The 24,332-nt window shown below is 59.1% G+C and carries 22 protein-coding genes and 1 tRNA gene; 13 read left to right on the top strand and 10 right to left on the bottom strand.

Annotated features, from left to right (window positions below):
- Window positions 1–67: 67 nt before the first annotated feature.
- Both B8746_RS12200 and B8746_RS12195 read left to right on the top strand, forming a co-directional pair.
- Entirely contained in the window at window positions 68–1,165 is a 1,098-nt protein-coding gene (locus B8746_RS12200) for an Rv3169 family protein (RefSeq protein WP_084393934.1), read from the top strand.
- The gene (locus B8746_RS12195; protein ID WP_158084623.1) at window positions 1,158–2,243 is read left to right on the top strand and encodes an FAD-dependent oxidoreductase; all 1,086 of its coding nucleotides are present in this window, start codon (window positions 1,158–1,160) and stop codon (window positions 2,241–2,243) included. Before B8746_RS12200 ends, B8746_RS12195 begins: the two co-directional genes overlap by 8 nt.
- On the opposite strand, the gene dgcA is transcribed toward B8746_RS12195, so the two are convergent.
- Window positions 2,240–3,217: an N-acetyl-D-Glu racemase DgcA gene (dgcA, locus tag B8746_RS12190; protein ID WP_084393932.1), complete on the bottom strand. Its 978-nt coding sequence runs from the start codon at window positions 3,215–3,217 to the stop codon at window positions 2,240–2,242. The genes B8746_RS12195 and dgcA overlap by 4 nt on opposite strands.
- A 102-nt stretch (window positions 3,218–3,319) precedes the next feature.
- Here dgcA and B8746_RS12185 point away from each other — a divergent pair, with 102 nt between their 5' ends.
- From B8746_RS12185 to B8746_RS12170, 4 genes are read left to right on the top strand one after another with little or no spacing between them, the layout of a single operon-like run.
- A complete protein-coding gene (locus B8746_RS12185) occupies window positions 3,320–4,450 on the top strand; it encodes an ABC transporter permease (RefSeq protein ID WP_084393931.1) in 1,131 nt (376 codons plus the stop codon).
- Window positions 4,447–5,217: an ABC transporter ATP-binding protein gene (locus tag B8746_RS12180; protein WP_084393930.1), complete on the top strand. Its 771-nt coding sequence runs from the start codon at window positions 4,447–4,449 to the stop codon at window positions 5,215–5,217. Before B8746_RS12185 ends, B8746_RS12180 begins: the two co-directional genes overlap by 4 nt.
- Window positions 5,217–6,176: an MlaD family protein gene (locus B8746_RS12175; RefSeq protein ID WP_084393929.1), complete on the top strand. Its 960-nt coding sequence runs from the start codon at window positions 5,217–5,219 to the stop codon at window positions 6,174–6,176. Before B8746_RS12180 ends, B8746_RS12175 begins: the two co-directional genes overlap by 1 nt.
- Before the next feature lie 2 nt (window positions 6,177–6,178).
- Window positions 6,179–6,778, top strand: coding sequence for an ABC-type transport auxiliary lipoprotein family protein (locus tag B8746_RS12170; RefSeq protein WP_084393928.1), 600 nt, complete (start codon window positions 6,179–6,181; stop codon window positions 6,776–6,778).
- Here the strand turns inward: B8746_RS12170 and B8746_RS12165 are convergent, their stop codons facing one another.
- The 3 genes from B8746_RS12165 to B8746_RS12155 form a co-directional block, all read right to left on the bottom strand.
- A complete protein-coding gene (locus tag B8746_RS12165) occupies window positions 6,779–9,166 on the bottom strand; it encodes a PAS domain-containing sensor histidine kinase (RefSeq protein ID WP_158084622.1) in 2,388 nt (795 codons plus the stop codon). It lies immediately after the preceding gene.
- Between the two features lie 86 nt (window positions 9,167–9,252).
- On the bottom strand, window positions 9,253–11,847 hold the full coding sequence (gene pepN, locus B8746_RS12160; RefSeq protein ID WP_084393926.1) for an aminopeptidase N: 2,595 nt from the start codon (window positions 11,845–11,847) through the stop codon (window positions 9,253–9,255).
- 83 nt (window positions 11,848–11,930) lie between these two features.
- Entirely contained in the window at window positions 11,931–12,503 is a 573-nt protein-coding gene (locus B8746_RS12155) for a hypothetical protein (protein WP_084393925.1), read from the bottom strand.
- Between the two features lie 178 nt (window positions 12,504–12,681).
- Between B8746_RS12155 and B8746_RS12150 the strand changes: the two genes are divergently transcribed.
- Window positions 12,682–13,797, top strand: a complete 1,116-nt coding sequence (locus B8746_RS12150) for an acyl-CoA dehydrogenase family protein (protein ID WP_084393924.1) — start codon at window positions 12,682–12,684, stop codon at window positions 13,795–13,797.
- Between the two features lie 61 nt (window positions 13,798–13,858).
- On the opposite strand, the gene B8746_RS12145 is transcribed toward B8746_RS12150, so the two are convergent.
- Window positions 13,859–14,338, bottom strand: coding sequence for a hypothetical protein (locus B8746_RS12145; protein WP_084393923.1), 480 nt, complete (start codon window positions 14,336–14,338; stop codon window positions 13,859–13,861).
- Between the two features lie 134 nt (window positions 14,339–14,472).
- Between B8746_RS12145 and B8746_RS12140 the strand changes: the two genes are divergently transcribed.
- The 3 genes from B8746_RS12140 to B8746_RS12130 all read left to right on the top strand — a co-directional run bounded on the left by B8746_RS12140 (window position 14,473) and on the right by B8746_RS12130 (window position 17,415).
- Window positions 14,473–15,675 (top strand): acyl-CoA dehydrogenase family protein, encoded by a 1,203-nt coding sequence (locus B8746_RS12140; RefSeq protein ID WP_084393922.1) that lies wholly within the window; start codon window positions 14,473–14,475, stop codon window positions 15,673–15,675.
- Between the two features lie 70 nt (window positions 15,676–15,745).
- Window positions 15,746–16,441 (top strand): hypothetical protein, encoded by a 696-nt coding sequence (locus B8746_RS12135; protein ID WP_084393921.1) that lies wholly within the window; start codon window positions 15,746–15,748, stop codon window positions 16,439–16,441.
- 8 nt (window positions 16,442–16,449) lie between these two features.
- Window positions 16,450–17,415 (top strand): alpha/beta fold hydrolase, encoded by a 966-nt coding sequence (locus B8746_RS12130; RefSeq protein WP_084393920.1) that lies wholly within the window; start codon window positions 16,450–16,452, stop codon window positions 17,413–17,415.
- A 1-nt stretch (window position 17,416) separates the two neighbouring features.
- Here B8746_RS12130 and B8746_RS12125 read toward each other — a convergent pair whose 3' ends face one another.
- Window positions 17,417–18,781, bottom strand: coding sequence for an amidohydrolase (locus tag B8746_RS12125; RefSeq protein WP_084393919.1), 1,365 nt, complete (start codon window positions 18,779–18,781; stop codon window positions 17,417–17,419).
- A gap of 160 nt (window positions 18,782–18,941) precedes the next feature.
- Here B8746_RS12125 and B8746_RS12120 point away from each other — a divergent pair, with 160 nt between their 5' ends.
- Complete coding sequence (locus tag B8746_RS12120) at window positions 18,942–19,733, top strand: hypothetical protein (protein ID WP_143434589.1); 792 nt, start codon at window positions 18,942–18,944, stop codon at window positions 19,731–19,733.
- Here the strand turns inward: B8746_RS12120 and B8746_RS12115 are convergent.
- Both B8746_RS12115 and metG read right to left on the bottom strand, forming a co-directional pair.
- Window positions 19,714–20,346 carry a hypothetical protein gene (locus tag B8746_RS12115; RefSeq protein ID WP_084393917.1) on the bottom strand — a complete coding sequence of 211 codons (633 nt, stop codon included), beginning with the start codon at window positions 20,344–20,346 and terminating at the stop codon, window positions 19,714–19,716. The two genes, B8746_RS12120 and B8746_RS12115, sit on opposite strands and share 20 nt — an antisense overlap.
- A 78-nt stretch (window positions 20,347–20,424) precedes the next feature.
- Window positions 20,425–22,167, bottom strand: coding sequence for a methionine--tRNA ligase (gene metG / locus B8746_RS12110; RefSeq protein WP_084394235.1), 1,743 nt, complete (start codon window positions 22,165–22,167; stop codon window positions 20,425–20,427).
- A 105-nt stretch (window positions 22,168–22,272) separates the two neighbouring features.
- On the opposite strand from metG, the gene B8746_RS12105 reads away from it, so the two are divergent.
- Window positions 22,273–22,734 (top strand): DUF1761 domain-containing protein, encoded by a 462-nt coding sequence (locus tag B8746_RS12105; RefSeq protein ID WP_084393916.1) that lies wholly within the window; start codon window positions 22,273–22,275, stop codon window positions 22,732–22,734.
- Between the two features lie 71 nt (window positions 22,735–22,805).
- On the opposite strand, the gene B8746_RS12100 is transcribed toward B8746_RS12105, so the two are convergent.
- Window positions 22,806–23,261, bottom strand: coding sequence for an OmpA family protein (locus B8746_RS12100; RefSeq protein WP_084393915.1), 456 nt, complete (start codon window positions 23,259–23,261; stop codon window positions 22,806–22,808).
- A gap of 143 nt (window positions 23,262–23,404) precedes the next feature.
- On the opposite strand from B8746_RS12100, the gene B8746_RS12095 reads away from it, so the two are divergent.
- Window positions 23,405–23,480, top strand: a tRNA-Thr gene (locus B8746_RS12095).
- Window positions 23,481–23,522: 42 nt separating this feature from the next.
- Here the strand turns inward: B8746_RS12095 and B8746_RS12090 are convergent.
- Window positions 23,523–24,320 (bottom strand): methyltransferase domain-containing protein, encoded by a 798-nt coding sequence (locus B8746_RS12090; RefSeq protein WP_084393914.1) that lies wholly within the window; start codon window positions 24,318–24,320, stop codon window positions 23,523–23,525.
- Window positions 24,321–24,332 lie beyond the last annotated feature (12 nt).

The following is a 24,332-nucleotide window of genomic DNA, read 5'->3' as shown; positions in this document are numbered from 1 at the left end:
CTTTGAGCAGACACTTTAGATACGAGGCTCGACCCGCCAAGAGGTCACGCAAAGAGAGGAAACGCACATGCTCACCTGGGGCGATGAATACCCAATTCACCAGACACCGGAGCCTGTCTGGGTCGCCGGATCTGACCGTAACTTCTATGACCGCTACTTCTTCAACGGGTATTCCAGGGATGGCTCGGTCTTCTTCGGAGCGGCCTTTGGCGTCTACCCGCATCTCAACATCATGGATGGCGCATTTTCAGTGCTGAAAGACGGGGTGCAGAAGTCGATCCATCTGTCGCGCATCATGAACCATGAGCGTATGGATGTGCGTGTCGGCCCGATGAAGATTGACGTCTTGCAGCCGCTCCATTCGGTGAAGATCACACTGGATGATGCTGAAGGCATCTCCGCAGAACTCACATTTGAAGGGCGGCATTTTCCGATTGAGGAACCGCGCTTCCAGCGCAGGAATGGTTCGCGGACCGTCATGGATGTCACGCGCATGACCCAGAATGGTCGATGGACAGGGTGGATTGAGATCGATGGCGAGCGCATCGAAGTCGACAGTTATTTCGGCACACGGGACCGTAGCTGGGGCATACGCCCGATCGGTGCGCAGGACCCTCAACCAGTCATCCCGGAAAAGCCCTTCCAGTTCTACTGGGTCTGGACGCCGCTCAACTTTCCCAATCTGTCACTCTATTTTCACGTCAATGAGGATGAGAAAGGCAACAGCTGGAACACCCGGTCGGTCCTTGCAATGGACGGCGCCGGCACAGATGAATTGCTACATCTTGAAGCGCCGACGTTTGCAGCTGAATACGATGCAGGCACGCGCCGCGTTCGAAAGGGCGTCCTTACCGTGACCGATGGACAGGGCCGCGAGCACAAGGTCCATTATGAGCCGATGGCTGTCTTCCAGATGAAAGGCCTCGGTTACGGCCACCCAGGCTGGGGTCACGGTGTGTACAAAGGCGAATACGCTATCGAACGGGAAGATTTCAAACCGGACGTCATGCCCTGGAACCAACCGGACAATCTTCATATTCAGGCTATCAGCAAGGTTCGCCACGAAGGACCGGACGGCCTCTCATCGGAAGGCATCGGGGCGTTGGAGCAGCTCTATATCGGGCCGCATGCACCGTCGGGCTGGAAAGACGTGCTGGATGCTTGACCGGCGCGGCGTTCTTCTGGGGCTCACGGGCGGTCTGATCGCCGCCTGCGCCACGACTGAACGCCTGCGTCTTTCTGAATATGAAGCCAGGTCCGCGCCATTCTACCCTGTGGGTGTACGTGCCGAACGCATCAAGGAGATAGTTGTCGGCCTGCGGCCGGGACGTGATGGCGGCTTCCGGCTGGCGGCTGAACCCTTCGGTGACAAGATCATCGTGCACAATTACGGTCACGAAGGCGACGGCGTCACGCTGTCCTGGGGATGTGCCACACTTGCGACCGGCCTCGTGGCAGAAACCGAAGCGAACGATGTTGCCGTGATCGGTGCCGGCGCTCAGGGGCTGACGACGGCGCTTATTCTTGCGCGGCAGGGAAAGCGCGTAACCGTTTATGCGGAGAAGTTTCATCCCTATGTGACGTCGAATGTCGCCGGTGCGCTCATCCTGACAGCGGATGCCTATGGCGACGTCGATCCGGAAATCGTCTCGCGCGTCAATGCGCTCGCCCGGACAGGTTTCGATGCCTATGAGGACAAGCCCGGCACGGGCGTCACGCGCGTTCGCCACCACTTTCTCCAGCGTCGCCGACAGGATGCGGCTGAGCCGGGCGAGAAAACGCTTTTCGGCTGTCCCTTCAATGCGATGAGCCGCCCAACCATGATCGATATGAGCCTTTATCTGCCATATCTCATGCAGGAGGCGCGGGATATGGGGGTCGTATTCTACACAGAACGGTTTCAGTCACCGCAGCATACCCTGACGCTTGCTCAGCCGGTGATTGTGAACTGCACTGGACTTGGGGCAGGGGCATTGTTTGGTGACACAGCCGTGCACCCTGTCTGGGGACAGCTTGTGCGCCTGCATCCGCAGCCGGAAATCGATTATTCCTACACCGCGCACGCCGAAGACGGGCAGCTTTACATGTTTCCACGGGAGACGAGCATCGTACTCGGCGGAACGCGCCGACGGGACGTATGGTCGCTGGAACCCGATCCTGCCGAGACAGAGCGCATCCTCTATCAGCATGCGCGTCTAGCGGCACGCGCGCGGCAGGTCTTCGCCCTGAAGGCGGCTGTCTAGCCCCAGAGCTCGGGTTTGGGCGGATAGACATGTCCATCGAGATATTTGAGGCCGTGTGGCACGTCCTTGGCAAGCCAGAGCGGACCATCGAGATCTACCGCATCGGCCAGGCCGCCCAGCAACACGGCCGGCGCCATGCTGATTGAACCCGCAACCATGCAGCCAACCATGACGCCCATGCCAGCCGTTTTCGCCTCACGCACCATGGCGAGGCCTTCAGTCAGCCCGCCCGTCTTGTCGAGCTTGACGTTGACGACGTCATAGCGGCGCGCGAGGTCCTGCACATCCCGGCTCGTATGCGCGCTCTCGTCGGCGCAGATCGCCACTTCGGGCGGACGGCGCATCAGAAGCGCATCATCACCGGCTGGAAACGGTTGCTCGATCAGGACGACACCAAGTTTTGCCGAACGCATCACGATGTCCGGAAACACGCCGCCGTCGAGCGCCTCATTCGCATCAAGGATGAGCCTCGCATCAGGACGTGCGGCATGAACCGCTTCGACGCGGCTCATATCCTCGCGCCCGCCGAGTTTCAGCTTCAGAAGCCGGCCATCAGTCATTTTGGCCGCACGCGCCATTTCCTCGGCGCTGTCGAGCACAATGGTGACGGCCGTCTGCAGCGGCTGTGGCTCTGGAAGGCCGGCAAGCTGCCAGACGGGTTGTCCGCTAAGCTTGGCTTCGAGGTCCCAGAACGCACAATCAACCGCGCATCGGGCCGCGCCGGGACTCATTTCTTCCTGAAGTGCAACGCGGTCGAGACCGGATTTGATCTTAACCTGAAGCGCCTCGATCTCGGCAGCGACGGAGGCGACTGATTCTCCATATCGTCCGTATGGAACGCATTCGCCGCGTCCTCGCTTTCCGTCTTGTTCGAGCGTCACCACAATCGTTTCGGCGGACAGTTTGGATCCGCGCGAAATCGAGAAGCTGCGACCCAGAGGCGAGGAGATTTTCTGGAGAGAAAGCGTCGTCATCGCCTTAAAGGTACCTGATTTCTATTGAATTTCACACGATGCCATGCGGCATAATTAAAACTCGCCTGTTAAGGTAAATATCCAGCAGACCTCAAGCGAATAATGTCAGACGACCCAGAGTACACATACGAGATTGAAGGTGAACGCGGTGTCCTGACGCTGAAAGGCGACTGGAACGTGCACACGCTCGGCCGCGTCGAGCAGGCGCTGGCCTCGCTCGACCTCGGCGGCGTTTCCTCTCTCGAAACGGATCTCACCAATATTGGACAGCTGGACACGGCAGGAGCTTTCCTGATTGACCGGACTGCAAGTCAGTCAGGTCTTGAAAGTTCGCAAACAAAAGGCGCGAGCCAGCAGGCGACGTCGTTGCTCGAGCAGGCGCGCTCCCTGCGCCCACCTCCCGAACAACATGGATCGCGCTCTGAACCTCATGGTTTTGTTGACCTGCTGGAGCGGACCGGCCGCACGGTGATGAACCTTGCGAATGAGACCATCGACACGCTTGCCTTCCTCGGTGAGACGATTGTTTCCATGCTGAAGATGTTTGTCCGTCCGACCAGGATGCGCTGGACGGCCTTCGTCTCTGTTATGGAGGAATCCGGCCTCGACGCCGTGCCCATCGTTGCGTTTCTGTCCTTCTTTGTCGGCATGGTTATCGCTTTTATTGGTGCCACGACCCTGGAAGCCTTCGGGGCGACCATCTTTACCGTCGAACTTGTCGGCATTGCTGTCCTCAGGGAGTTTGGCGTCGTCCTGACGGCCGTAATCCTTGCCGGCCGGACCAATTCGGCGTTCACCGCGCAGATCGGCGCAATGCGGATGCGTCAGGAAGTCGATGCGATGACGACGCTCGGCCTCGACCCGATGGATGTCCTGGTCGTGCCGCGCGCCTATGCCATGCTGATCATGACGCCCGTTCTGACGCTCGTCGCCGTGCTCTTCGGCATTGGCGGCGGTGCATTCGTTAGCTGGCTGGCGCTGGAGATCAACCCGACCGTCTTCTTCGGGCGGCTTCGCGATTTCGTGCCTATCGAGAATTTCTGGGTCGGCATGTCCAAGGCGCCCGTCTTCGGCATGATTGTTGCGCTGATCGGATGTCGTCAGGGCCTGCTGGTGGGGGGGAGCGTACAATCGCTCGGCCAGTCCACCACACGTTCGGTCGTCCAGGCGCTGTTCTCGATCATCGTTGTCGATGCGCTGTTTGCCGTATTCTACATGGAGCTGGGCATATGAGCGAGCGCGTTGCGATCCGCGTGCGCGGCCTCAAGACTGCCTATGGCAGCCATGTCGTGCATGAAAACCTCGACCTCGATGTGTGCGAAGGTGAGATCATGGGCATTATCGGCCCATCGGGCTGCGGCAAGTCCGTGCTCCTGAGAGCGATTGTCGGCCTGAAGACGCCTGCGGCAGGAGAGGTTGAGGTCTTTGGTGAGGATGTGACGGGTGTCGAGGGCGACGAACTCAGCCGTGTCCAGCAGTTCTGGGGCATCATGTTTCAGGACGGCGCGCTTTTCTCAAACCTTACCGTCCGTGAGAATGTGATAGCGCCCCTGAAAGAGCACGCGAACCTGTCGCGGCCTTTCATGCGCCAGCTTGCCGATATGAAGATCCGCATGTCCGGCCTCGAAACATCTGCAGGTGACAAGTACCCGTCAGACCTGTCAGGCGGGATGCGCAAGCGCGCCGCGCTGGCCCGTGCGATGGCGCTCGATCCGCCGATCCTGTTCCTTGATGAGCCAACGGCCGGCCTCGACCCGATTACGGCCGCCGGCTTTGACAAGCTGGTGCGGGACTTGCAGCGTTCCCTGCATTTGACGGTGTTTCTTGTGACGCACGATGTCGACACACTTGCAGCCACTTGTGACCGCATTGCCGTGCTTGGGGACAGGAAGGTGCTGGCTGTCGGGACCATGGACGAATTACGCAAGGAAGAGCATCCTTGGATCAGGGACTATTTTGGTGGGCCAAGAGGCCGCGCTGCAGCGGCCGGGGTTGAGTGATGGAAACCAGAGCCAATTACGCAATGATCGGCGCGTTTGTGCTGCTTGCAGCCTTGATGGGGCTGGGCTTCGTGCTGTGGCTTGGTCAGTCGCAATTCAATCACGAATACGAGAATTACGACATCGTCTTCGAGGGGCCTGTCAGCCTCGAAGACGGCGCATCCGTTCGCTATATCGGCATCAAGGTCGGTGAAGTGACGCGCATCGGGATCGATCGGGAAGATGATTCCAAGGTCCGCGCGCGCATTCGCGTCGATGCAGAGACGCCGGTGAAAACCGATTCAACCGCAAGCATCGAGTTCGCCGGCATCACAGGCGTAACATTCGTTCAGATCAATGCGGGCTCGCCCAATGCTGGCTCTCTGCGCCGAGAGGCCGGTCAGGACGTTCCTGTGATCAAGGCGATCCAGAGCCCGGTATCTGAACTCTTTTCAAGCGGAACCGAAGTCATGGGCCGCGCGACGCTGGCGCTGGAACGCTTCGACAAGTTGCTTAGCGAAGAGAACATCGAATCTGTTTCTCGCACTATCGCAAACATTGAAACCATCTCGGCAGCATTGAGCGGTGAGGGCACATTCACTGCCGATTTTGCTGACGTCCTTGCCAACATCAATGATGCCGCCGAAAGCTTCGATCAGGCGTCCAGGTCGCTCGGCCAGTTTGGCAGCACTGCCGACGCGGAGGTGGCTCGTATCGGTGCGGAGGTATCCGCACTTCTCGGCGAGCTCGAGGACATCACGGCGACCGCCCGCGAAGGGATTGAGAGCGGCAAGCGCGCTGTTGATGCGGCGGCAACCGTGATTGAAGGGCCTGCAACCGATGCTGTTGTGGACTTCCGGCTTATCGCACAGGACTTGCGGGTCCTGATCCGCCGCCTCGACCGGTTGACCCGCGAACTTGAACAGAATCCACAGGGCCTGCTGAGAAGCGATCCCGTTCCTTATGAAGGAGACCGCTAGTCATGCGTTCGACGCCCCATAGAATCGGTTTCCTCGCCATGGTCCTCGGACTGTCAGCATGCGTGTCGGTCTTGCCGGAGCAACCGAAACCGAAAGCGCTCTACCAGATTGCCGGTCCAGCAACCAAGATTGCGCTGAGTTCGCATATCGTGATCCGGGAGCCGGATGCGCCGCGCCTGTTTGCGAGCCGGAATATTGCCGCCAAAGGCCCACAGGACGGGTTGCGCGTCGTGGAAGGCATTGCCTGGGCCGACCGCATGACCCGTCTGTTACAGGTTGCGATGGTCGATGCCTTCTCTTCCGATGGGGCAGGGCTGGCTGTTGACGATGCCACGGGTGTAAGCGGCGCCGCCGAGCTTTACTGGCGCGTTGCTGATTTCACGCTTGAGGGAAATGAAGGCGTCTGCGAGCTGCAGCTCACCCTGCTTGATGGGCGAACGCGTCAGCCGCTTGCGCAGACCAAGGTGAATGCACGGGCTGCCTCTACCAGCGACAAGGTGCAGGCCCGGGCGAAAGCGCTGGCGGATGCTGGGCAGGCCTGCGTGGACAAGGCGGCTGCTTTTGTGGCGGCCGAATCTGAAGGCCTTACACGAACCGACTGATCAGGCGACGTTGCGGTCCGAGCGGGCCGCATCTTTGCTGATCGGCAGGAAGAAGCTGACCATCGTCCCCTTGCCGACTTCACTGGCAATCGCGAACCGCCCGCCATGCATTTCGGCAAAGGATTTGGTGAGCGCCAGGCCAAGACCAGTGCCTTCATAATTGCGATCACGCGTCTCACTCACCTGTTCGAAAGGCTGGGCAAGCCGCGGCAGGTGCTCCTTGGGAATGCCAACACCTGTATCGCGAACGGCAACACGCACGAAATCATCGCGGCGCTGGACCGCCACCATGATCCGGCCGCCATCGTCGGTGAACTTGATTGCATTCGACAGGAGATTGAGGACCATCTGACGAACGGCGCGGTGGTCGGCATCGACTTCCGGCAGTCCATTCTCCGCCTGCAGGCTCATCGTGACGCCTTTGTCCTCGGCTTTCCGGCGGATCATGCGTACGGCCGCATCGACCGGGTCGACGAGGTCGATCGGCTTGGGGTCGATCGTCATCTTGCCGGCCTCGATCTTTGCGATGTCGAGGATGTCATTGATCATGTCGAGCAGGTGCTGGCCCGATGTCAGGATATCGCGGACATATTCGCGATACCGCTTGTGGCCCAGCGGTCCATACATTTCGTTCACGAGGATTTCCGAGAAACCATTGATGGCATTGAGCGGCGTGCGCAACTCATGGCTCATATTGGCAAGGAAGGCGCTCTTGGAATCGGCGGAGCGCTCGGCTTTCGCCTTTTCTTCATTGTACTTGCGTGCCAGTTCAGCATTGCGGCCCTCGGAGACTTCGAGCTCCTGCACCAGCGTCTTGAGCTTCTTCCGCTGCCGGTTCAGTTCCTCCTCGGCCTTGACGTCACTGGTGACGTCAAGGCCGAAACTGATCATGCCGCCAGAAGGGATCGGGCGTTCGATCAGCTTGATCCAGTCACCATTGCGCATGCCGAGAAGCGAAATGCCGGAATCGTCGGCGTTGGCTTTCTCACTTATGATATTTCCGCTGCGCGCCACCATGACCGTTTCGTGGCTCGTGCCTGGGCGCAGGATTTCGCCAAGCCCAAAAGTCGCCTCAAAGGACTTGTTCCAGTAGGCGAGGCGGCGGTTGCGGTCCCATAGCGCGAAGGGGCAGGGGAAACCTTCAATGGCGTTTCTGAGACGCGCTTCGGCCGTCTTCTGCCGCTCCTGTGCTCGAATTGTGCCGGTGACGTCGAAGAACACGCCCATGATGGCAGGCATGGCGGTGTCCTGGCCATAGACGAGGCTGCCACGGGCTTCGACCCAGTTCTCGCCGCCTGACATGGACGTTGCAAACACGCTTGAGAAAGGCACGCCTGATCGCGCCGAGGCCAGGGCTGCCTCGAATGCGTCGCGATGAGCCGCATAGACATGGCTCATCATGTCGGACGACATCATCTCGCCATGTGAATTCATGCCGAGTACGCGCGCACCCTGACTGTCGACAACGACCTGCCCGGTGTCCGGTTGCAGGCTCCATGTACCGATGCCGGCATGGACGGTCGCGGCACCGACGGACTTTTTGTCAGCCCCTGTCTCCGATGCGCTTGCGCGCTTTGGAAGCTCTGTTTGGTTGCGTCCGATCGTCGAGTAGAGGCCAGTAATGGCAAGGGTCGGTGCGGCGAGAAGGAGGAAGTATAAAAGGAGATCGATCCCGGTCTCGGTCGTCAGGAGCGGGCTGGCGCGTGAAACGCAGAGCGAGAATTCAGCTTTGCCAATTCCCACACAAGCGGTCGCAGACCGCTTTGTGATTCCGTCATACCGAAAGCCGGAACCGGTCCGCAGATTTTCGGACGACGGCGCCAGGACGCTGCGGTCGCCAAGGCTGGCCGTCGATGATCCGTAAATGCCGAGGCGGTCACCGCTGGCAGGTGCCGGAATCCAGCGCTCCGCAGCGACCGTCGCAATGATCGCGTTCCCATTTGCGGGCACGTGGACCAGCATCATGCGACCATCATTGAGTAGTCTCAGCCGTCGATCCTGCGCGATCAGTGTCGATGCCGTGTCTGCAAGCGCTGCCACTCCGGCATCATTGGAGGCCTTTGCTTGCGAGAGGTCCATCAGTGCATCGACGCCGACATAGGCCCGATCAATTCTGGCGAGACGCGTTCCGTCCCGAAGCTCGCGGTCCAGCCGGTCAATGACCCGTTCGACGTTGCGGTTAAGCCGCTCGCCTGCCAACAGGGCATCCCGCTGAACAAGCTGCAGGAGTTGCTGGTCTTCCTTGATGTGTGTGTTCCAGCCCATGAGGCCGAGCGCGACAGCAACAGTGACCAGCGTGCCGGCGAGAACGAATTTCAAGGTGCCGTTCTGCTCGGTCTGCGTCTGCGGCTTTCCAGGATTGGCAGATATATCGACTTTGCGCGCCAACGCCTCCGCCTCCGGCATGGTGAGTAAGCAGTCCAGTATTAAGGGGCTGCAATGCTTGAACTTAGGTTAATGACGCTGAGTCGGGCCTAGTCCAAAGCGCGGGCGACGATATCCATGGCATTCTTCGACAATCCACCGTCGCGCAAGCGCTCAAGCGTTGCTTTTGCACTCGCCTTCGCGACCGGCTCCAGTTTCTTCCACTGCTCAAAACTTGTCAGCAGACGGGCAGCGAGCGCCGGGTTACGCTTGTCTGCTTCTTCGATGATGTCTCCGATCACCTTGTGACCCGACCCGTCCGGTGCGTGGAACTCGGCCAGATTGGTCATGGCGAATGCCGCTGCGACCGAACGCACACGGTTCGGGTTCGAAAGGTCGAAATCCGGATGTTGGGATAGACGTTCGGCGTCAGCCGCCTTGCCCTGTCCGGCCTGCACGGCAAACCATTTGTCAATGACGAGCGGATTGTCTTTCCAGTCAGCGTAGAAGGCCTCAATAGCCTCATCGCGTTCCATGCTTTCGATGGGGATGAGGCTGCGCAGGCAGGCGAGCTTCTCGGTCATGTTGGCTGCCTGATCGAACAACGATTTCAGCTGGCGTGCGGCGTCCTGTGTGCCGAGCGCGCCGGTGAGGCCGATCATGGCTGTCCGTAGGGCGCGAATACCCGCCTGTTCGGCGTTTGGTGCAAATGGAGTCGGGGTCGGCTCGCTGAGGATGCGGGACGCATCGACCATTAGCGTTTCAGCCAGCGCATGACGCAGGCGTTTGCGGGCCTCATTCAGACCGGTTGGGTCAACCGGCTCGCGTTCCTGGAAGAGTTCCCCAATTTCCGGAAGTGCTGTCAGCAGCGCGGCGAAAGCCGGGTCCGACTCATTGTGCCGGACAGCGTCCGCAATTGCTCTCACCAATTCCGCGTCTGGCGGTGACTGAGGGTCGTCCAGAAGCCGGAAAATTTCAGTCTTCGAGAGCGTCTGGAAATTGTCCCAGATGTTGAACGGATCGGTTTCGGCTGAAGCAAGCTCCAGCAATTGCGCAGTGCCAAGGTCCCGTTTGATACGAACCGGCGCGCTGAATTCGCGATTTATGGACAGAAGTGGGCGAGCCGCCCCTTCCGGCAGTTTCACCTCCACCTTCTTTTTCGCCTCGTCCAGAATGATGACGGTTTCTCCATTCTCCCAGCCGTCGGCGGTGCAATGCCCGCCTCTGCCGTCAAGCAGAGCGGCGCGAAGGGGGATCGGAACGGGCTTCTTTTCCGATTGTTTCGGCGTCGCAGGAGTTTTCTGGGTGAGCTTTATGGTCAGAGTCGATTTTTTCTCGTCCCAGGACTCGTCGACCGTGACTTCAGGTGTGCCGGCCTGAGCGTACCAGATCCGGAACTGGCTGAGATCGCGTCCAGACGCTTTCTCGAAGCACGAATAGAAATCCTCAATGGTAGAAGCAGTACCATCGAATTCATCGAAATAGATCTGCATTCCTCTGTTAAAGGCCTCATCCCCGATCAGAACGGTAAGGGCGCGAATGAGTTCGGCGCCTTTTTCGTAGACTGTCGCGGTGTAGAGATTGTCGATCGAGCCATAGCTTTGCGGACGCACGGGGTGGGCAAGCGGCCCTGCATCTTCGGCAAACTGACGGCCGCGAAGGCGCATGACGTCCTTGATCCGCTGCACAGGGCGCGAACGCAAGTCGGACGAAAATTCCTGGTCGCGGAAGACGGTGAGGCCTTCCTTCAGACAAAGTTGGAACCAGTCACGGCAGGTGATGCGATTGCCGGTCCAGTTATGAAAATATTCGTGGCCGACAATGCTCTCAATGGCTTCAAAGTCGGCATCGGTGGCGCTTTCAGGATTGGCGAGCACATAGGCCGAGTTGAAGATATTGAGGCCCTTGTTCTCCATCGCGCCGAAATTGAAGTCGCGTACGGCAACGATGTTGAACACACCAAGATCGTAGGCGCGCCCGAAACGCTCCTCATCCCATTTCATCGAAGCCTTGAGGCTCTCCATGGCCCATTGAGCGCGGTCTGCCTGACCCTTGTCGACATACACGCCGAGATCGACATGGTCTCCGTTCATTGTTGTGAAGCTGTCGCGCCAGACATCATAATCGCCAGCGCAAAGGGCGAAGAGATAGGATGGCTTTGGATGCGGGTCGTCCCATTCGGCGTAATGACGGCCATCCGGAAGGTCGCCGCTATCGCCGGGTGTGCCGTTTGACAGCAGGATGGGATACCTTGCCTTGTCGGCATCCATCCGGACATGAAAGCGGCTCATCACATCGGGACGGTCAGGCCAGAAGGTGATGTGACGGAAACCGGTCGCTTCGCACTGGCTACAGAAACGGCCACCAGAAATGTAGAGACCCGACAGCGCCGTATTTGCAGCCGGATTGATCACCACTTCGGTTTCAAAGGTGAAGGCGTCCGGAACAGATCTCAGACGCAGGGTCTCGTCGTCGCGCTCATAATCCTCGAGCGAAAGTTCGTCACCATTCAACTTGATTGAATTGAGAAGCAGCCCGACACCGTCAAGCACGAATTCGCCCGGCCCCAGACGCCGGACCTGCATCCTCGTGCGCACGCGCGTGGCTTCGGGCTCAAGCGAGAAGTCGAGCGACACGTTGTCGATTGCGAAGGGGTAGGGAGTATAGTTTTCGAGCTTTACCGAAACCGGTGTGTCCGTGCGCATCCTGCCGTGTCCTTCAATCGTATTTGCACGATAGATAGGATGCGAGGCGCAACGCCACAATCACCGTTTTGGGGAGAGTCCAGTTATTCTGCAGCTTGTCTCGGCGCGTCCGCAATGTCGTAGACGTGACGCAGGATGAGCTTGCAATGGGACACGGCGGGCTTCAGCTCCTGCGGCACTGAATCGGGCGACTGGGCAGCCAGTTCAGCGATGGCTCGGCAGACCTTGAGCATTTTCGGCGAATTGACGATCAAACGGGCCTGATGCTCGATCTTGTGCGGGTCCCGGTCATACTCGGACCCGGGGACGCGCCAGCCGCCCCAGTCATTTTCATCTGTCATCACAACCGGAAAGGTGCCGGGATAAGGATGGCCAGATGTATCGTCGCCTTCTTGCCAACGATTCTTCACGCGCTGGATTCGCCAGTCGTCCGCAGCATTTTCATGATCGGTCTTCATCTTGTCGCGTCCATGCATCACGTCTTCCGAGACTAGCTCAGCGCCGGTGAAGTCGCGTCCAAGGCCTACGCAATAGGTGACCCGAAGTGGCTCTTCGACATCCTTCACCCAATGCGGGATGACTTTCTCGACCAGAGCCCAGGTGCCGACCGGCTTTACAAAGACGCGCTGCGACTTGTGAAAAAGTGCTTTTGCCATTTCGTTATCTCCAGAGTTGATGTCTTTCTGGCAAAGCGAACTTGAATTCTGGTGAAACGGGACTGTCAAATTTCACCAATCGGGCAATCTTGCTCCCTTACCTTGCGGGACGGCTTTTCCCTGTGCGCCCGCGCGCTATTGTCGGTTCAGACAATATATCCAAGGGAGCACACCTCTAATGAATTTCGACTTTTCGGAAGATCAGAAATTTCTTGCCAATGAGGCGCGGAAGTTTCTCGGGGCGCAGTGCACAACAGCGCATGTACGCGAAGTGCTGAATGATGAGTCGAAGAGTCATCATGACGGCGTCTGGAAACAGGTTGTTGAAATGGGGTGGCTCGGAACCGCCATTCCCGAAGAATATGGTGGTCTCGGCCTCGGCATGCTTGAACTCTGCGTGATCGCTGAGGAGATGGGGCGTGCCCTTGCGCCGGTCCCCTTCGCTTCAACTGTCTATTTCTTCTCTGAAGCACTGAAAACAGCTGGTTCCGAGGAGCAGAAGAAGCAATTGCTGCCCCAGGTGGTGAGCGGCGATATTGTCGGCTGCTATGCGGCCAGCGAAGGGCCTGGCAATCCTGACGTATCGAAGCTCAAGACAGTCTTTGATGGCTCCAAGGTGTCCGGCACCAAAATCCCTGTGACCGACGGCGACGTCGCTACCCACGCAATCGTCCTTGCCAAGGAAGGCTCCGGGGCAAGCCTCGTCCTGGTCGACCTCAACGGTCCGGGCGTCACTCGCAAGCCTGTCAGCACGCTTGAGCCAACCCGCAGCCATGCCGAAATCGTGTTCAATGGTGCGCCCGGCGAACGCATTGGTGCAGCTGGCGACGGCGAAGCCCATAATGATGCCTTGATGAACCGGGTTGCGGTGCTCATCGCATTTGAGCAGTTGGGCGGCGCTGACCGCTGCCTCGAAATGGCAACCGCCTATGCCAAGGAACGCTATGCCTTCGGACGACCCATTGGCGGCAATCAGGCGATCAAGCACAAGCTCGCTGAAATGTATGTGAAGAATCAGGTCGCCCGGTCCAATTGCTATTACGGCGCCTGGGCCCTTTCGACTGACGCCGCAGAACTGCCGGAAGCGGCGGCTGCCTCGCGCCTTGCCGCATCAGAGGCTTACTGGTTCGCGTCAAAGGAAAACATCCAGACGCATGGCGGTATGGGCTTTACCTGGGAGGTGGACTGCCACCTCTTCTACCGCCGCGCCAAACTGCTCGCCGTTCAGGCAGGCGCCCCCAAGATCTGGAAGGAAAAGCTCGTCTCCGCCCTGGAGCGGAAGAATGCAGCCTGATCATTCCACATTGGCGTCAGATCAGGGGCAAGTCGCGGCCTGCCCCTGGGCTGTCGCTTCGCTATCCGGCAACCTTGTTCAGACGGATCGTCTGTCCGGCAATCCTCATTTCGGCGGAATCAAAGTTCAGGTCGAAGTTTTCGGTCTGATGTCCGGTCTCCTCGCTGAAGGAGCTGTAGTTCATGATCGTGGCGTTCTTCAGGACCCACGTATCGCCATTGTCGAAAGTCACAGTAACGTCACCGAGAGATGCGCTGTTCGCGACGGCGTCGATGAAGCTTGCGGAGACCGCGTCGGCCGTGCGTGTAATGAAGACAGAGCCAAGCTCGACACGAGGCGGAACTGCAGTCAGCTGGGCGCCGGTTGCGGGGTCAAAATCATACATTCGATTGATGCTGAAATTCACCCCCGTGACAGAAGCGGATTTTGCGCCGGTGCCGGTGTTGAAACCGATCACTGGCTGGGCAAACGCCGGAATGCCGAGAATGGCAATGGCGGCGGCTATAGCGGATATGCGGTGAGTGACGAACCTGGCCGTCATTTTCGTAGTCCTTTTGAGGAAGCCCGCCGGTCATCCGGACGGACGCGGTGCGCTCGGCCCGCAGGTAAAGAATGCTCGCATGAGTTCGGCGGAATTGCGGCTGCCGCCTAGGAAAATTTGAAGGAGAAGAAATCATGGATTTCAACGATACCCCCGAAGAAGCAGAATTCCGCAAGGAAGCGCGGTCCTTCCTCGAAAAGCACCTCAAGCTGAAGGATGCCAACAGCCCGCGCCGCCCGTCCGGCGAAGACTTCCTGAAGCGCGCCAAGGCCTGGCAGAAAACCAAGGCTGAAGGTGGCTTTGCGCAGATCACCTGGCCAAAGGAATGGGGCGGGCGCGGCGGTACAGCCATGCAGCAAGTCATCTGGAACCAGGAAGAGAGCAAGTTCGAAGCGCCAACAGGCCCTTTTGCAATCGGCCTCGGCATGTGTGTTCCCACGGTGATCGCCTTCGGTTCTGATGAGCACAAGAAACGCTATGTGAAGCCTGCGCTGATGGGTGAGGAGATCTGGTGCCAGCTCTTCTCGGAGCCGGCTGGCGGTTCAGACGTTGCAGGCGTGAAGACGCGTGCCGTGAAGGATGGCGACGAGTGGGTCATCAACGGCCAGAAGGTCTGGACGACGGGCGCGCACTTCTCGGACTATGGCATCGTCCTCACCCGGACTGACCCAAAAGTGCCCAAACACAAGGGCATGACCATGTTCATTGTGGACATGAAGCAGAAGGGTGTCGAAGCCAAACCGATCCACCAGGCCTCCGGCGGCCGCGAATTCAATGAAGTCTATTTCACAGATGTGCGTATCCCTGACTCCGACCGCCTCGGCGAGGTTGGCGAGGGCTGGAAGGTCGCCATCGTCACCCTGATGAATGAACGGCTCGCTGTCGGTGGCTCACCCGGCCCGGACTGGAAGGAAATCATGGACTATGCCCGTGATACTGGCTCCCTGTCGGATCAAGCCTTCCGCGAACACCTGGCTGACTGGTATGTCGCCGCCCAAGGCTACAGCCTTACCAAGTTTCGCACCCAGACAGCTCTGTCGCGCGGTGAAACGCCAGGACCGGAGAATTCCATCGGCAAGATCATCACTGCCAACCAGTTGCAGGACATCTGTAACACTGCCATCGAGATGCAGGATCATTACGGCATCATGAATGACAGTGATTCCATGCCTGCAAATGCCCTGTTCCAGCAAAGCTTCATGTGGGCGCCGGGACTGCGCATTGCGGGTGGTACGGACGAAATCCTCAAGAACATCATTGCTGAACGCGTTCTCGGCCTGCCTCAGGACGTGCGCGTCGACAAGGATGTACCTTTCGAAGATTTAAAGCAGGGCTGAGGCGGATTCCTTGTAATACCGGGAGGGGCTTCCTAGCCTCAAACCGGTGTTACCCAGAAGGATACCTCCCATGAAACTGTCCGTTTCAACTCTGGCGGTCGCGGCTCTTGTCGCGATGGCCCCGGTTGCGGTCGCCCAGAATGGCGCGGCAGCTCCGAAAAGCGCTAGCGAGAAACCTGTTGCGCCTGCAGCGATGGCAGAAGCGCTGGCTGGCTTCCACGTCGCGATCCTGCGGGACGATGAGGGCGGTATCGCCTCTGTCGGCAACGGGTCGGGCCAGGCAGCTGTTGTCAGCTTTCTCGAGCCAGAGGCCGCCAAGAAGGCGCAGGCATCGCTCGACAGCGAAGCAATGCTCGTCGATGTCGTGCCGCTTGCCGCGATCATGAACAGCTGGGCCGGTCCGGTCGTATTCGAGACCGGCGCAGACGAGATTGAAAAGGCCAAGGAACTTGGGCCGGAAGGTGCAGAATATCTCGCGCCCGTTTTCTTCGTCACGACCGAGGGCAAGGAAACGATGATGAAGACGCCGACCGGCGACGTGACGCCTATCCTGCCAAGCTACCGGAATGCGACGCAGATGGTCGACAAGCTGGCGGCGCAGGGCATTGACGAGGATACGATCGAGATTGTCCCGATCGAACTCGCTGACGTCTTGCGTCAGATTTCTACCGTGCACAGCAATTCACATTACAGGGTATTCACCCATCCCGAAACAGTCGCAATGATCGAAGCAAAGGCAGAAGCTGCCCGCTCGGGTGGTGGATAAGGACACATATGGCCCATGAATTCCGCAACATCGACGTCGATGGCACCAGTATTCGCGTCGCTGTTGAAGGAGAAGGGCCGCTTGTCCTCTTCGTTCATGGGTTTCCCGAAAGCTGGTACTCTTGGCGTCACCAGCTGAAGGCGCTGGCCGCTGCTGGGTTTACGGCGGCGGCCATGGATGTTCGCGGCTATGGCGGATCCGACAAGCCGCATCCTGTCGAAGCCTATGACATGCAGTCGATTACGGCAGACGTCGCGGGCGTCGCACAAGCGCTGCAGCCGGACGCACCCGCAGTGGTGGTAGGACATGACTGGGGCGCCCCCATCGCGTGGAATTCGGCGCTGCTCTACCCGGACCAGTTCAGGGCAGTTGCTGGCCTGTCCGTGCCCCACATCCCGCAGGGAGAAATCGTCCAGATCGAAGCAGCGCGGCAGTTCTTCACGGCGCGCGGGCTTTTCTTCTATCAGATATATTTCCAGGATGAGGGCGTGGCCGAAGCGGAGCTGGAAGCCGATCCCGCGGCAACGATCCGGCGGTTCTACTATGCAATTTCCGGTGATGCGCCTGATGGGACATGGCCGACAGACAAGCGGCACGGCGATTCCTTGCTCCTTCGCCTTCCAGAGCCTGATATTCCGTTGCCTTGGTTATCTGACGAAGATGTCGCCTACTACGCAGCGGAATTTGGCGCGTCAGGTTTCCGGGGCCCGCTGAACCGCTACCGCAATTCCCATCGTGACAATGCCTATCTACGCTCGGCCAGTGACCAGATCATTCGCCAGCCTGCCTTGTTCATCGGAGGCACGCGCGATCTCGTCCTGAAAATGTTCCCTGGCGACATGGTCGCCGCCATGAAGCCGCATGTGCCGAACCTGATGGCCGCGCACTTGATCGAAGGCTGTGGGCACTGGACGCAGCAGGAGCGCCCCGACGAGGTCAACGCGCTCCTCCTGGACTGGTTGGCCCGGCTCTGACCTAGTCCGCTGAGAATAGCGAAAGCGCCGCTGCGGTCATTGCCTTCACGCCCGTTTCGATGGTGGGTTCAGGATCCGGCGCGAAGAAGGGTGAGTGCAGGGACGGCAAGGGCAGTGGTGCGCCCAGCGACTTTTCGTACTTTTCCTTCTCGACGGCGCCCAGCCAGAAGATCAGGCCCGGAACGTCGTGGGCCGTCCGTCCGAACTGCGAGAAATCCTCTCCGCCCATGACTGGGGTCACGGGGACAACATTCTCTTCACCCAGCACAGCGGACATTGCCGCAACCGCCTTTTCCGTAAGCTCGGGATCATTGAAAGTGGATGGGGTGTAGTCGTTGTCGATGCGGACTTCCGGCTCTGGTGCGCCGAATGCGGCGGCCTGGCCTTTCGCAATGCGTTCGATGCCCTCCAATAGTGTCTGGCGTGTGGCATCATCATAAGACCGGACGGTCAGCAGCAATTCGGCCTGGTCCGAGATAATGTTGTGCTTCGCGCCAGCCTTGAACGATCCGACCGTGACAACGGCGGGCTTTTGCGGATCGATATTGCGTGCGACGAGCGACTGGAGCGCGGTCACAATGGATGCGCCGATCAGGACGGGGTCCTTCGTGGTGTGCGGATACGCGCCGTGGCCGCCAACGCCCTTCACCAGAATATCGACGCTGTCGACATTGGCGAGCGCGAAGCCAGAGGAGTACGCAATCGTACCAGCAGGTGCAGAGGCCGAGACGTGGAGCGCGAGATTGTAATCGGGCACCGGAAAGTCGGAATAAAGCCCATCCTCGATCATTGCCTTGGCGCCAAGGCCGATCTCTTCGGCCGGTTGCGCGATCATCACCAGAGTGCCGGACCAGCTGTCTTTCTTCGCGATCAGCTCCCGCGCGGTGCCGACCCAGCTTGTCATGTGTACATCATGGCCGCAGGCATGCATGACCGGGCTCTCAACGCCTGTCCACGTCGTGCTGGTGACCTCTGATGCATAAGAAACGCCGGTCTGTTCAGGCACGGGCAACGCGTCCATGTCGGCGCGGATGAGGACGGTCGGGCCGTCGCCATTCTCGAAGACGCCCACCACGCCATAGCCGCCAACGCCATCGCGAACTGTGCCCTCATCGCGCATTGATTTTGCGCGAACCCACTCATCACCAATTCCGGTCGTCACGCTGAAGCCCAGTGAACGCAGCTCCTCTGCGAGGATGGCAGACGAGTTCTGCTCCTTGAAGGAAAGCTCCGGATGGGAGTGGAAGTAGGTGTAGAGATCGAGAAGCCCCGTCCCCGGCGCGGGGGCTGTGTCCTGCGCGCTGGCGAGGCCTGCGCCGGTGGTGATGGCCATGGCGGAGGCGGCGAAAAGGTGCGAAAGCTTCATGACAATGTCCTTCCGGATGAACGCTCTAGCGGCCACACTATCAAATAGACACCGCTCGCCTAGTGGGCGAATCCGAAACCGCTCGCGGGCAGGAATCGTTTGTCAGGCTGTGTCGCTTGGATAAGATGACAGCATTCCGGCTCTGATAGGGGGAGACGAAATGAGCGATACGACACCACCCGCACCGCCACCTGGTGGGCCAACGCCTCCACCCGAAGGGTCTTCGCCTCCTCCGCCGACCGCTGCGGTCAGTGCGTCACCGGCAAAATCCCCGGAGCCGCGAAAGGGCGATGTACTGGACAGGAATGTCCTCCAGCCCATGAAGATCTATACGCATTCGCCCATCCTCTACTGGTGGCCAATCTGGCTGCTGGGGTTTGTCTTCTATTTCCTGCAGGCGACCGGGATCGTCGGAGAACTTGTCAATCAGAAGGTTCTCGGCCTGATTTTCGTATTCACGCTGGCCTTCGTCATATTCTCGACAACCGTCAGGCTACGCGGCGCCAATTCGGTCATTTTCGGTCTCATCCTGCTCATTGGCTTCATTCTCCTGACCTTCGCGAACCTGTCCGGACCGATTGCCGATTTCCTTGCGCAGCTGGATATCCGCATGAGCGACATGTTCTACCTCGTCACGGCGGTCCTGATCTTCCTGCAGTGGGCACTGATGATTTTTGCCTTCGACAAGGTGCGCTACTGGGAAGTCGTGCCGGGGCAGCTGCATGAGCGCGTCTTCTGGGGCAGCGGCGACCGGGCCGAAAGCGGGGCAAATGCCCGCTGCCGGTATCGTTCAGACGATTTCCTGCGGCACCGCATCCTCGGCCTTGTGGTCACCGGCGACATCGAGGTCACGCTCGGCGATGGCGAGGTCTGGCACATGCACAATGTGCTCTTCGCCAAGCAACGCACCCGCAAGATCAATGAGCTGATTGTTACGCGGCCAGTCGATTGAAGCTCGGATGCAGGGTCGGCAGGTAGCCGCCGCGCAGCGCTTCCAGCGTGGCCGATGGCGTCAGGCACTTCACCGGCCCTCGCGGCAGCGCCATCGCGCCCTCATAGCCACTAAAACTCCAGGCAAAGGCCGTGTCCTGCCATTTCAGCCAGGCCTTGCCCTGATGCTCGAACATGGCTGCATCGGGCAGGGTGAGGGCATCGATAAATGCGAGGGGTAGATTGTGCCGGATGCGCGCCTGCATCTCCCCGGCAATGAGGCTGTCGATTTCACTTGCTGAGGGTTCATCCTCGAACACCTTTCGGGTCATCAGCGCCGCCCGGAACGCAAGCGCTTCAGCGCGCCGGCATTCGAAGCAGGGGCGATGGCCCGCCGCCAGCGCCGTCGCCTCATCCATGAAGAAGAGTTCGGTGTAGAGACCCGGCTGCATCAGCTTGCGGCGGCGGCCCTTGAATTCCAGGACACAGATAATCCACTGTCGGCTCGACCAATGCGTGGGCTTCAGGGTCTGGTCGTCGCGGTGAAAACATCCGCCGCGATTGCCCATGAACAGGCCCCTTGAGGGCGCAGCATGTATTTTTCCAAAGGGATCGACGCGGTTCTGCAAGGTCATGGCAGGGCCTCCTCAACAGCGATGCCCCGTTCAATTACCCCTTTTTAGTGTCGGCAATACGACATTGCCCGTGCGCGTTCAGCCTTCTCCGCCAAATGCCTCTGACCACTCAGCAACTTGGTCATCCTCGATCTTCCTGAAAAGGACGTCGGGCGGCGAAATTGCGTGACCGTGCGGCAGGGCATCGATCAGACCGGCGACATCGCCGAGTCCTTCGGCGTTCATTGTGCGGTTCTTTTCCGGAATGCCGATGGCATCCAGGATCATCTTCGCAGCTTCCGGAATGATCGGCTGTGCGACGATGCCGAACAGGGCTGCGAGGTTGAGCCCCGTGCGCACGCCAACGGCCGCGTCATCGACGCTCGACTTGTATTTTACCCACGGCTCGGCCTTGGTCAGATATTCATTGCCTGCAGCCCAGATCGCGCGTGTTTCAGCCGCGACCTTGCGGAAGTCCATGTTCTCATAATGCTGGACGAGTTGCGGCAGCCGCGTTTCCAGTTCGGTGATGATCCACGCTTCCGCATCGTCAGGCTGGCCAGCATCGGGCACCTTACCGTCGAATTTCGAAGCGCAATACTTGGTGATCCGGTTCACGAAATTGCCGAGCACATTGGCGAGGTCGGAATTGATCGACGCCTGGAAACCTTCCCAGGTGAAGGCGGCGTCAGAGCCTTCCGGCGCATTCGCGATCAGATACCAGCGCCAGTAGTCAGCGGGCAGCAGGTCCAGCGCCTGGTCCATGAAGACGCCGCGCTTGTTCGAGGTGGAGAACTTGCCGCCATACCATGTAACCCAGTTGAAGGCCTTCAACTGGTCGACGAGCTTCCATGGCTCCTTGGAGCCGATAATCGTTACCGGGAAGGAAACGGTGTGGAACGCCACATTGTCCTTGCCCATGAACTGGATGTATTCGACATCGTCGGCGCCTTCATCAGTGCGCCACCATTTGCGCCACTCATCCGGCTTGCCGATCTTCTTGGACCATTCCTCCGTCGCGCCGATATATTCCACCGGCGCGTCAAACCAGACATAGAAGACCTTGTTTTCGAAACCTTCTCTCGGCGATCCGTCGGGGCTTGTAACCGGCACGCCCCATGAGAGGTCACGCGTGATCGCGCGGTCGCGCAGGCCCTCATCCAGCCATTTGAGAGCGATGGAGCGGGCAAGCTGTGGCCAGTCTTCGGAGGCTTCGACCCAGGCGCGGATCGTGTCCTGCATCTGCGACTGGCGCAGGAACAGGTGACGCGTCTCGCGCACTTCGACATTCTTCGAGCCGGACACCGCCGAATACGGATCGATCAGGTCGACCGGGTCGAGCAGGCGCCCGCAATTGTCACACTGGTCGCCGCGCGCTTTCTCGAACTCGCAATGCGGGCAGGTGCCCTCGACATAGCGGTCTGGCAGGAAGCGGCCATCATCAATGGAATAGACCTGCTTCATGGCGCGTTCTTCAATCAGGCCATTGGCTTCCAGGACGTGCGCAAAGTGCTGTGTCAGCCGGGCGTTTTCCTCGCCCGAGGACCGGCCGAAATGATCATAGGAAAGCGCAAAGCCTTCGCCGGCCTTTTTCTGGATTTCGTGCTGTTCGTCGCAATAGGCGCGGACCGAAACGCCGGCTGCCTGCGCCGCAAGCTCTGCCGGCGTTCCATGTTCGTCGGTGGCGCAGATGTAGAGGACATCGTGGCCACGCAGCCGCTGGAACCGGGCATATACGTCCGCTGGAAGCATCGAACCGGCGAGGTTTCCGAGGTGTTTGACCCCATTGATATAGGGCAGGGCCGAGGTGACGAGGATGCGGCGTTTGCCAGTGTCAGTCATCATAACTTCCGTGAATCAACTTTTGCGGGCATTATCGACCCCGCCTTGCTGGGGGCCACTCATAGCGCGGCGAATGAAAAATGAAACGGGCAAGGGGAGGAAACCATGCCACGACTAGCAGGAGTGAACATTCTCGGCATTCTGATCGCGGCGATCGCAATCTATCTGGTCGGCTTCATCTGGTACGGGCTGCTGTTTTCTGAAGCCTATATGGGCGGCATCGGCGTCTATTTCAGCGAGGGGATGGAAACCGTCACCTGGATGACGCCGGACGGCGCACGGACAGAGACGCAGATGCCGATGGCGATGGGCTGGATGGTAGCGGGGTTTGCGATCCCCCTCGTACTGGCCTTCGGTCTCGGCTGGCACATGAAGCAGCGTAGCATCAAGTCACCGCAGACTGCTGCCTTGTTCGGCTTCTGGCTGGCCCTGCTGATAGGTGTCCCGCTCATGGCCTACGGGCTGGTCTATTCTCCGTGGCACTCGGTCCCGGCTTTCCTGGTGGACGCCTCGCACACAATCGTCACATTCGTGGTCGGTTGCGTGGCCCTGTCCTTCTTCGATTAACGCTCAGAAAAAAAATACCCCGGACTGCGAGGGCAGTCCGGGGCCGCTATGTGGCGTGTTGCAAGACGCCTCTAGCCGATAATGGCTGGCTCAGCTTTCATTTTGACATCGACGCCGCGCGCCATGATCACTTTGGCGGAATCAGCGGAGACATCGGTCTTGAGATTGGTCTTGGCCGACTGGATGCCGTGCGCGCGCAATTCCTGCATCACTGTGGCGCGGCGCGCTTCTGCAAGCGACAGCTTCGCGGCTTCCGTATCGGCATCGCCAGCTTTCGACGTGGCATCAATGTTCAGCACCGCGCAGCCGGAGAGCTGCTCGCGCGTTTCACGGATGGCATCGCGGGCGAAACTCGTCAGTTCGGCGGTGCCAGGTTCGAAATAGATCTGAAGGTCGACAGCGTCGCAGGTCGTGACCTCAGGCGCATAGTACGGTTCTGTCGGCGGTGCCGGCAGCGCTTCGTCTGCAAAGGCAGGGGCGACCATGATGGCCAGTGAGGTCGTGGCAGCAAAAATCGTCTTTTTCATTTCGGCTCTCCTTCTTGCAACACTGGATAAACAACGCTGTCAGGGCGAAAAGGTGCCGAAAAACTTTCCAAATGTGGCGAACAGGTGATCTTACAAAGGAATCTTGCCCCGCGCCGCGTGTCGGACTAAAGGGGCAGTCGTCGGCCGGTATAGCTCAGCTGGTAGAGCATCTGATTTGTAATCAGAGGGTCGGGGGTTCGAGTCCCTCTGCCGGCACCACACCATTCCTTTGGCCTTAGGGCGGCACTGATAGCGAAGCAACTACTTCACCGCTTCGGTATACCCCGACATTGTGGGATGCTTGGTGTCGAAGAACTTGATATCGCGCAGCGGCGCAAGGCGGCTTTTCAGATAGGCGCTCTTGCGGACGCTGGAAAACCCGGCCTTGGTCAGCATCCGCTCGAACTTGCCATGGTTCCACCAGTTGCAATGACAGCCCGGTGACGCGGCCTGCGCCTTCATGCAGAGGCCTGAGGTGATGCGGGTGGCGAATTCCTCGACTGATCCACATTCAGCCAGCAGGCGGGTAAGATCGTCAGCAGAATACTTCTTGTTACCGTCCTTGGGTGAATCATCCAGTGCGCGGCTGGCAAAGGATTTCACGAAGTGTTGCAGGAAGGTGTAGCCTGTCTGTGTCTCGCGCCACTTGTGGGGCTGCCAGTGCATGAAGAAGTCGATGTCTTCATCCTGTGCGGCTTGCCAAGCCGTATCGAAGTCAGGATAGACAAAGCGGACAGTGCCACCGGGTTTCAGGCAGCGATACACCTCATTGAAAAGGTGCATGTTGATGTCATCCGGCAAGTGTTCATTGACATGGCTGAAATAGAAGACCAGCGCTGAATTTTCCTCGATGGGCAGCGGCTTTAACGAGGCGGCGTCATATTCGATATCCGGGCGGTTCCCGGCGTACCGTTCAGGCGGGAGGTCAATGTTCTGGAAGTCCGGGTGGTACCAGTTGCCCGCCCCGAAATTGTAAAAGGGCTTGGTCGAGCAGATGTCGTCTCCGAAGTGGTTTCGGAATGTGACTGCGCGAGTCACCTGGATCGTAAGCTCAGCCATGATCTGTCACTC

The sequence above is a fragment of the Henriciella pelagia genome (genome assembly GCF_002088945.1).
Lineage (GTDB): Bacteria > Pseudomonadota > Alphaproteobacteria > Caulobacterales > Hyphomonadaceae > Henriciella > Henriciella pelagia.
The sequence above is the reverse complement of the archived record's forward strand: the minus strand, read 5'-3'. Positions and strand labels throughout refer to the sequence as shown.

What these genes read in the sequence shown, in the direction of transcription:
- B8746_RS12200 (WP_084393934.1), top strand. Translation starts at nt 68, where the DNA reads ATGCTCACCTGGGGCGATGAATACCCAATTCACCAGACACCGGAGCCT.
- B8746_RS12195 (WP_158084623.1), top strand. Translation starts at nt 1,158, where the DNA reads ATGCTTGACCGGCGCGGCGTTCTTCTGGGGCTCACGGGCGGTCTGATC.
- dgcA (WP_084393932.1), bottom strand. Translation starts at nt 3,217, where the DNA reads ATGACGACGCTTTCTCTCCAGAAAATCTCCTCGCCTCTGGGTCGCAGC.
- B8746_RS12185 (WP_084393931.1), top strand. Translation starts at nt 3,320, where the DNA reads ATGTCAGACGACCCAGAGTACACATACGAGATTGAAGGTGAACGCGGT.
- B8746_RS12180 (WP_084393930.1), top strand. Translation starts at nt 4,447, where the DNA reads ATGAGCGAGCGCGTTGCGATCCGCGTGCGCGGCCTCAAGACTGCCTAT.
- B8746_RS12175 (WP_084393929.1), top strand. Translation starts at nt 5,217, where the DNA reads ATGGAAACCAGAGCCAATTACGCAATGATCGGCGCGTTTGTGCTGCTT.
- B8746_RS12170 (WP_084393928.1), top strand. Translation starts at nt 6,179, where the DNA reads ATGCGTTCGACGCCCCATAGAATCGGTTTCCTCGCCATGGTCCTCGGA.
- pepN (WP_084393926.1), bottom strand. Translation starts at nt 11,847, where the DNA reads ATGCGCACGGACACACCGGTTTCGGTAAAGCTCGAAAACTATACTCCC.
- B8746_RS12155 (WP_084393925.1), bottom strand. Translation starts at nt 12,503, where the DNA reads ATGGCAAAAGCACTTTTTCACAAGTCGCAGCGCGTCTTTGTAAAGCCG.
- B8746_RS12150 (WP_084393924.1), top strand. Translation starts at nt 12,682, where the DNA reads ATGAATTTCGACTTTTCGGAAGATCAGAAATTTCTTGCCAATGAGGCG.
- B8746_RS12145 (WP_084393923.1), bottom strand. Translation starts at nt 14,338, where the DNA reads ATGACGGCCAGGTTCGTCACTCACCGCATATCCGCTATAGCCGCCGCC.
- B8746_RS12140 (WP_084393922.1), top strand. Translation starts at nt 14,473, where the DNA reads ATGGATTTCAACGATACCCCCGAAGAAGCAGAATTCCGCAAGGAAGCG.
- B8746_RS12135 (WP_084393921.1), top strand. Translation starts at nt 15,746, where the DNA reads ATGAAACTGTCCGTTTCAACTCTGGCGGTCGCGGCTCTTGTCGCGATG.
- B8746_RS12130 (WP_084393920.1), top strand. Translation starts at nt 16,450, where the DNA reads ATGGCCCATGAATTCCGCAACATCGACGTCGATGGCACCAGTATTCGC.
- B8746_RS12125 (WP_084393919.1), bottom strand. Translation starts at nt 18,781, where the DNA reads ATGAAGCTTTCGCACCTTTTCGCCGCCTCCGCCATGGCCATCACCACC.
- B8746_RS12120 (WP_143434589.1), top strand. Translation starts at nt 18,942, where the DNA reads ATGAGCGATACGACACCACCCGCACCGCCACCTGGTGGGCCAACGCCT.
- B8746_RS12115 (WP_084393917.1), bottom strand. Translation starts at nt 20,346, where the DNA reads ATGACCTTGCAGAACCGCGTCGATCCCTTTGGAAAAATACATGCTGCG.
- metG (WP_084394235.1), bottom strand. Translation starts at nt 22,167, where the DNA reads ATGACTGACACTGGCAAACGCCGCATCCTCGTCACCTCGGCCCTGCCC.
- B8746_RS12105 (WP_084393916.1), top strand. Translation starts at nt 22,273, where the DNA reads ATGCCACGACTAGCAGGAGTGAACATTCTCGGCATTCTGATCGCGGCG.
- B8746_RS12100 (WP_084393915.1), bottom strand. Translation starts at nt 23,261, where the DNA reads ATGAAAAAGACGATTTTTGCTGCCACGACCTCACTGGCCATCATGGTC.
- B8746_RS12090 (WP_084393914.1), bottom strand. Translation starts at nt 24,320, where the DNA reads ATGGCTGAGCTTACGATCCAGGTGACTCGCGCAGTCACATTCCGAAAC.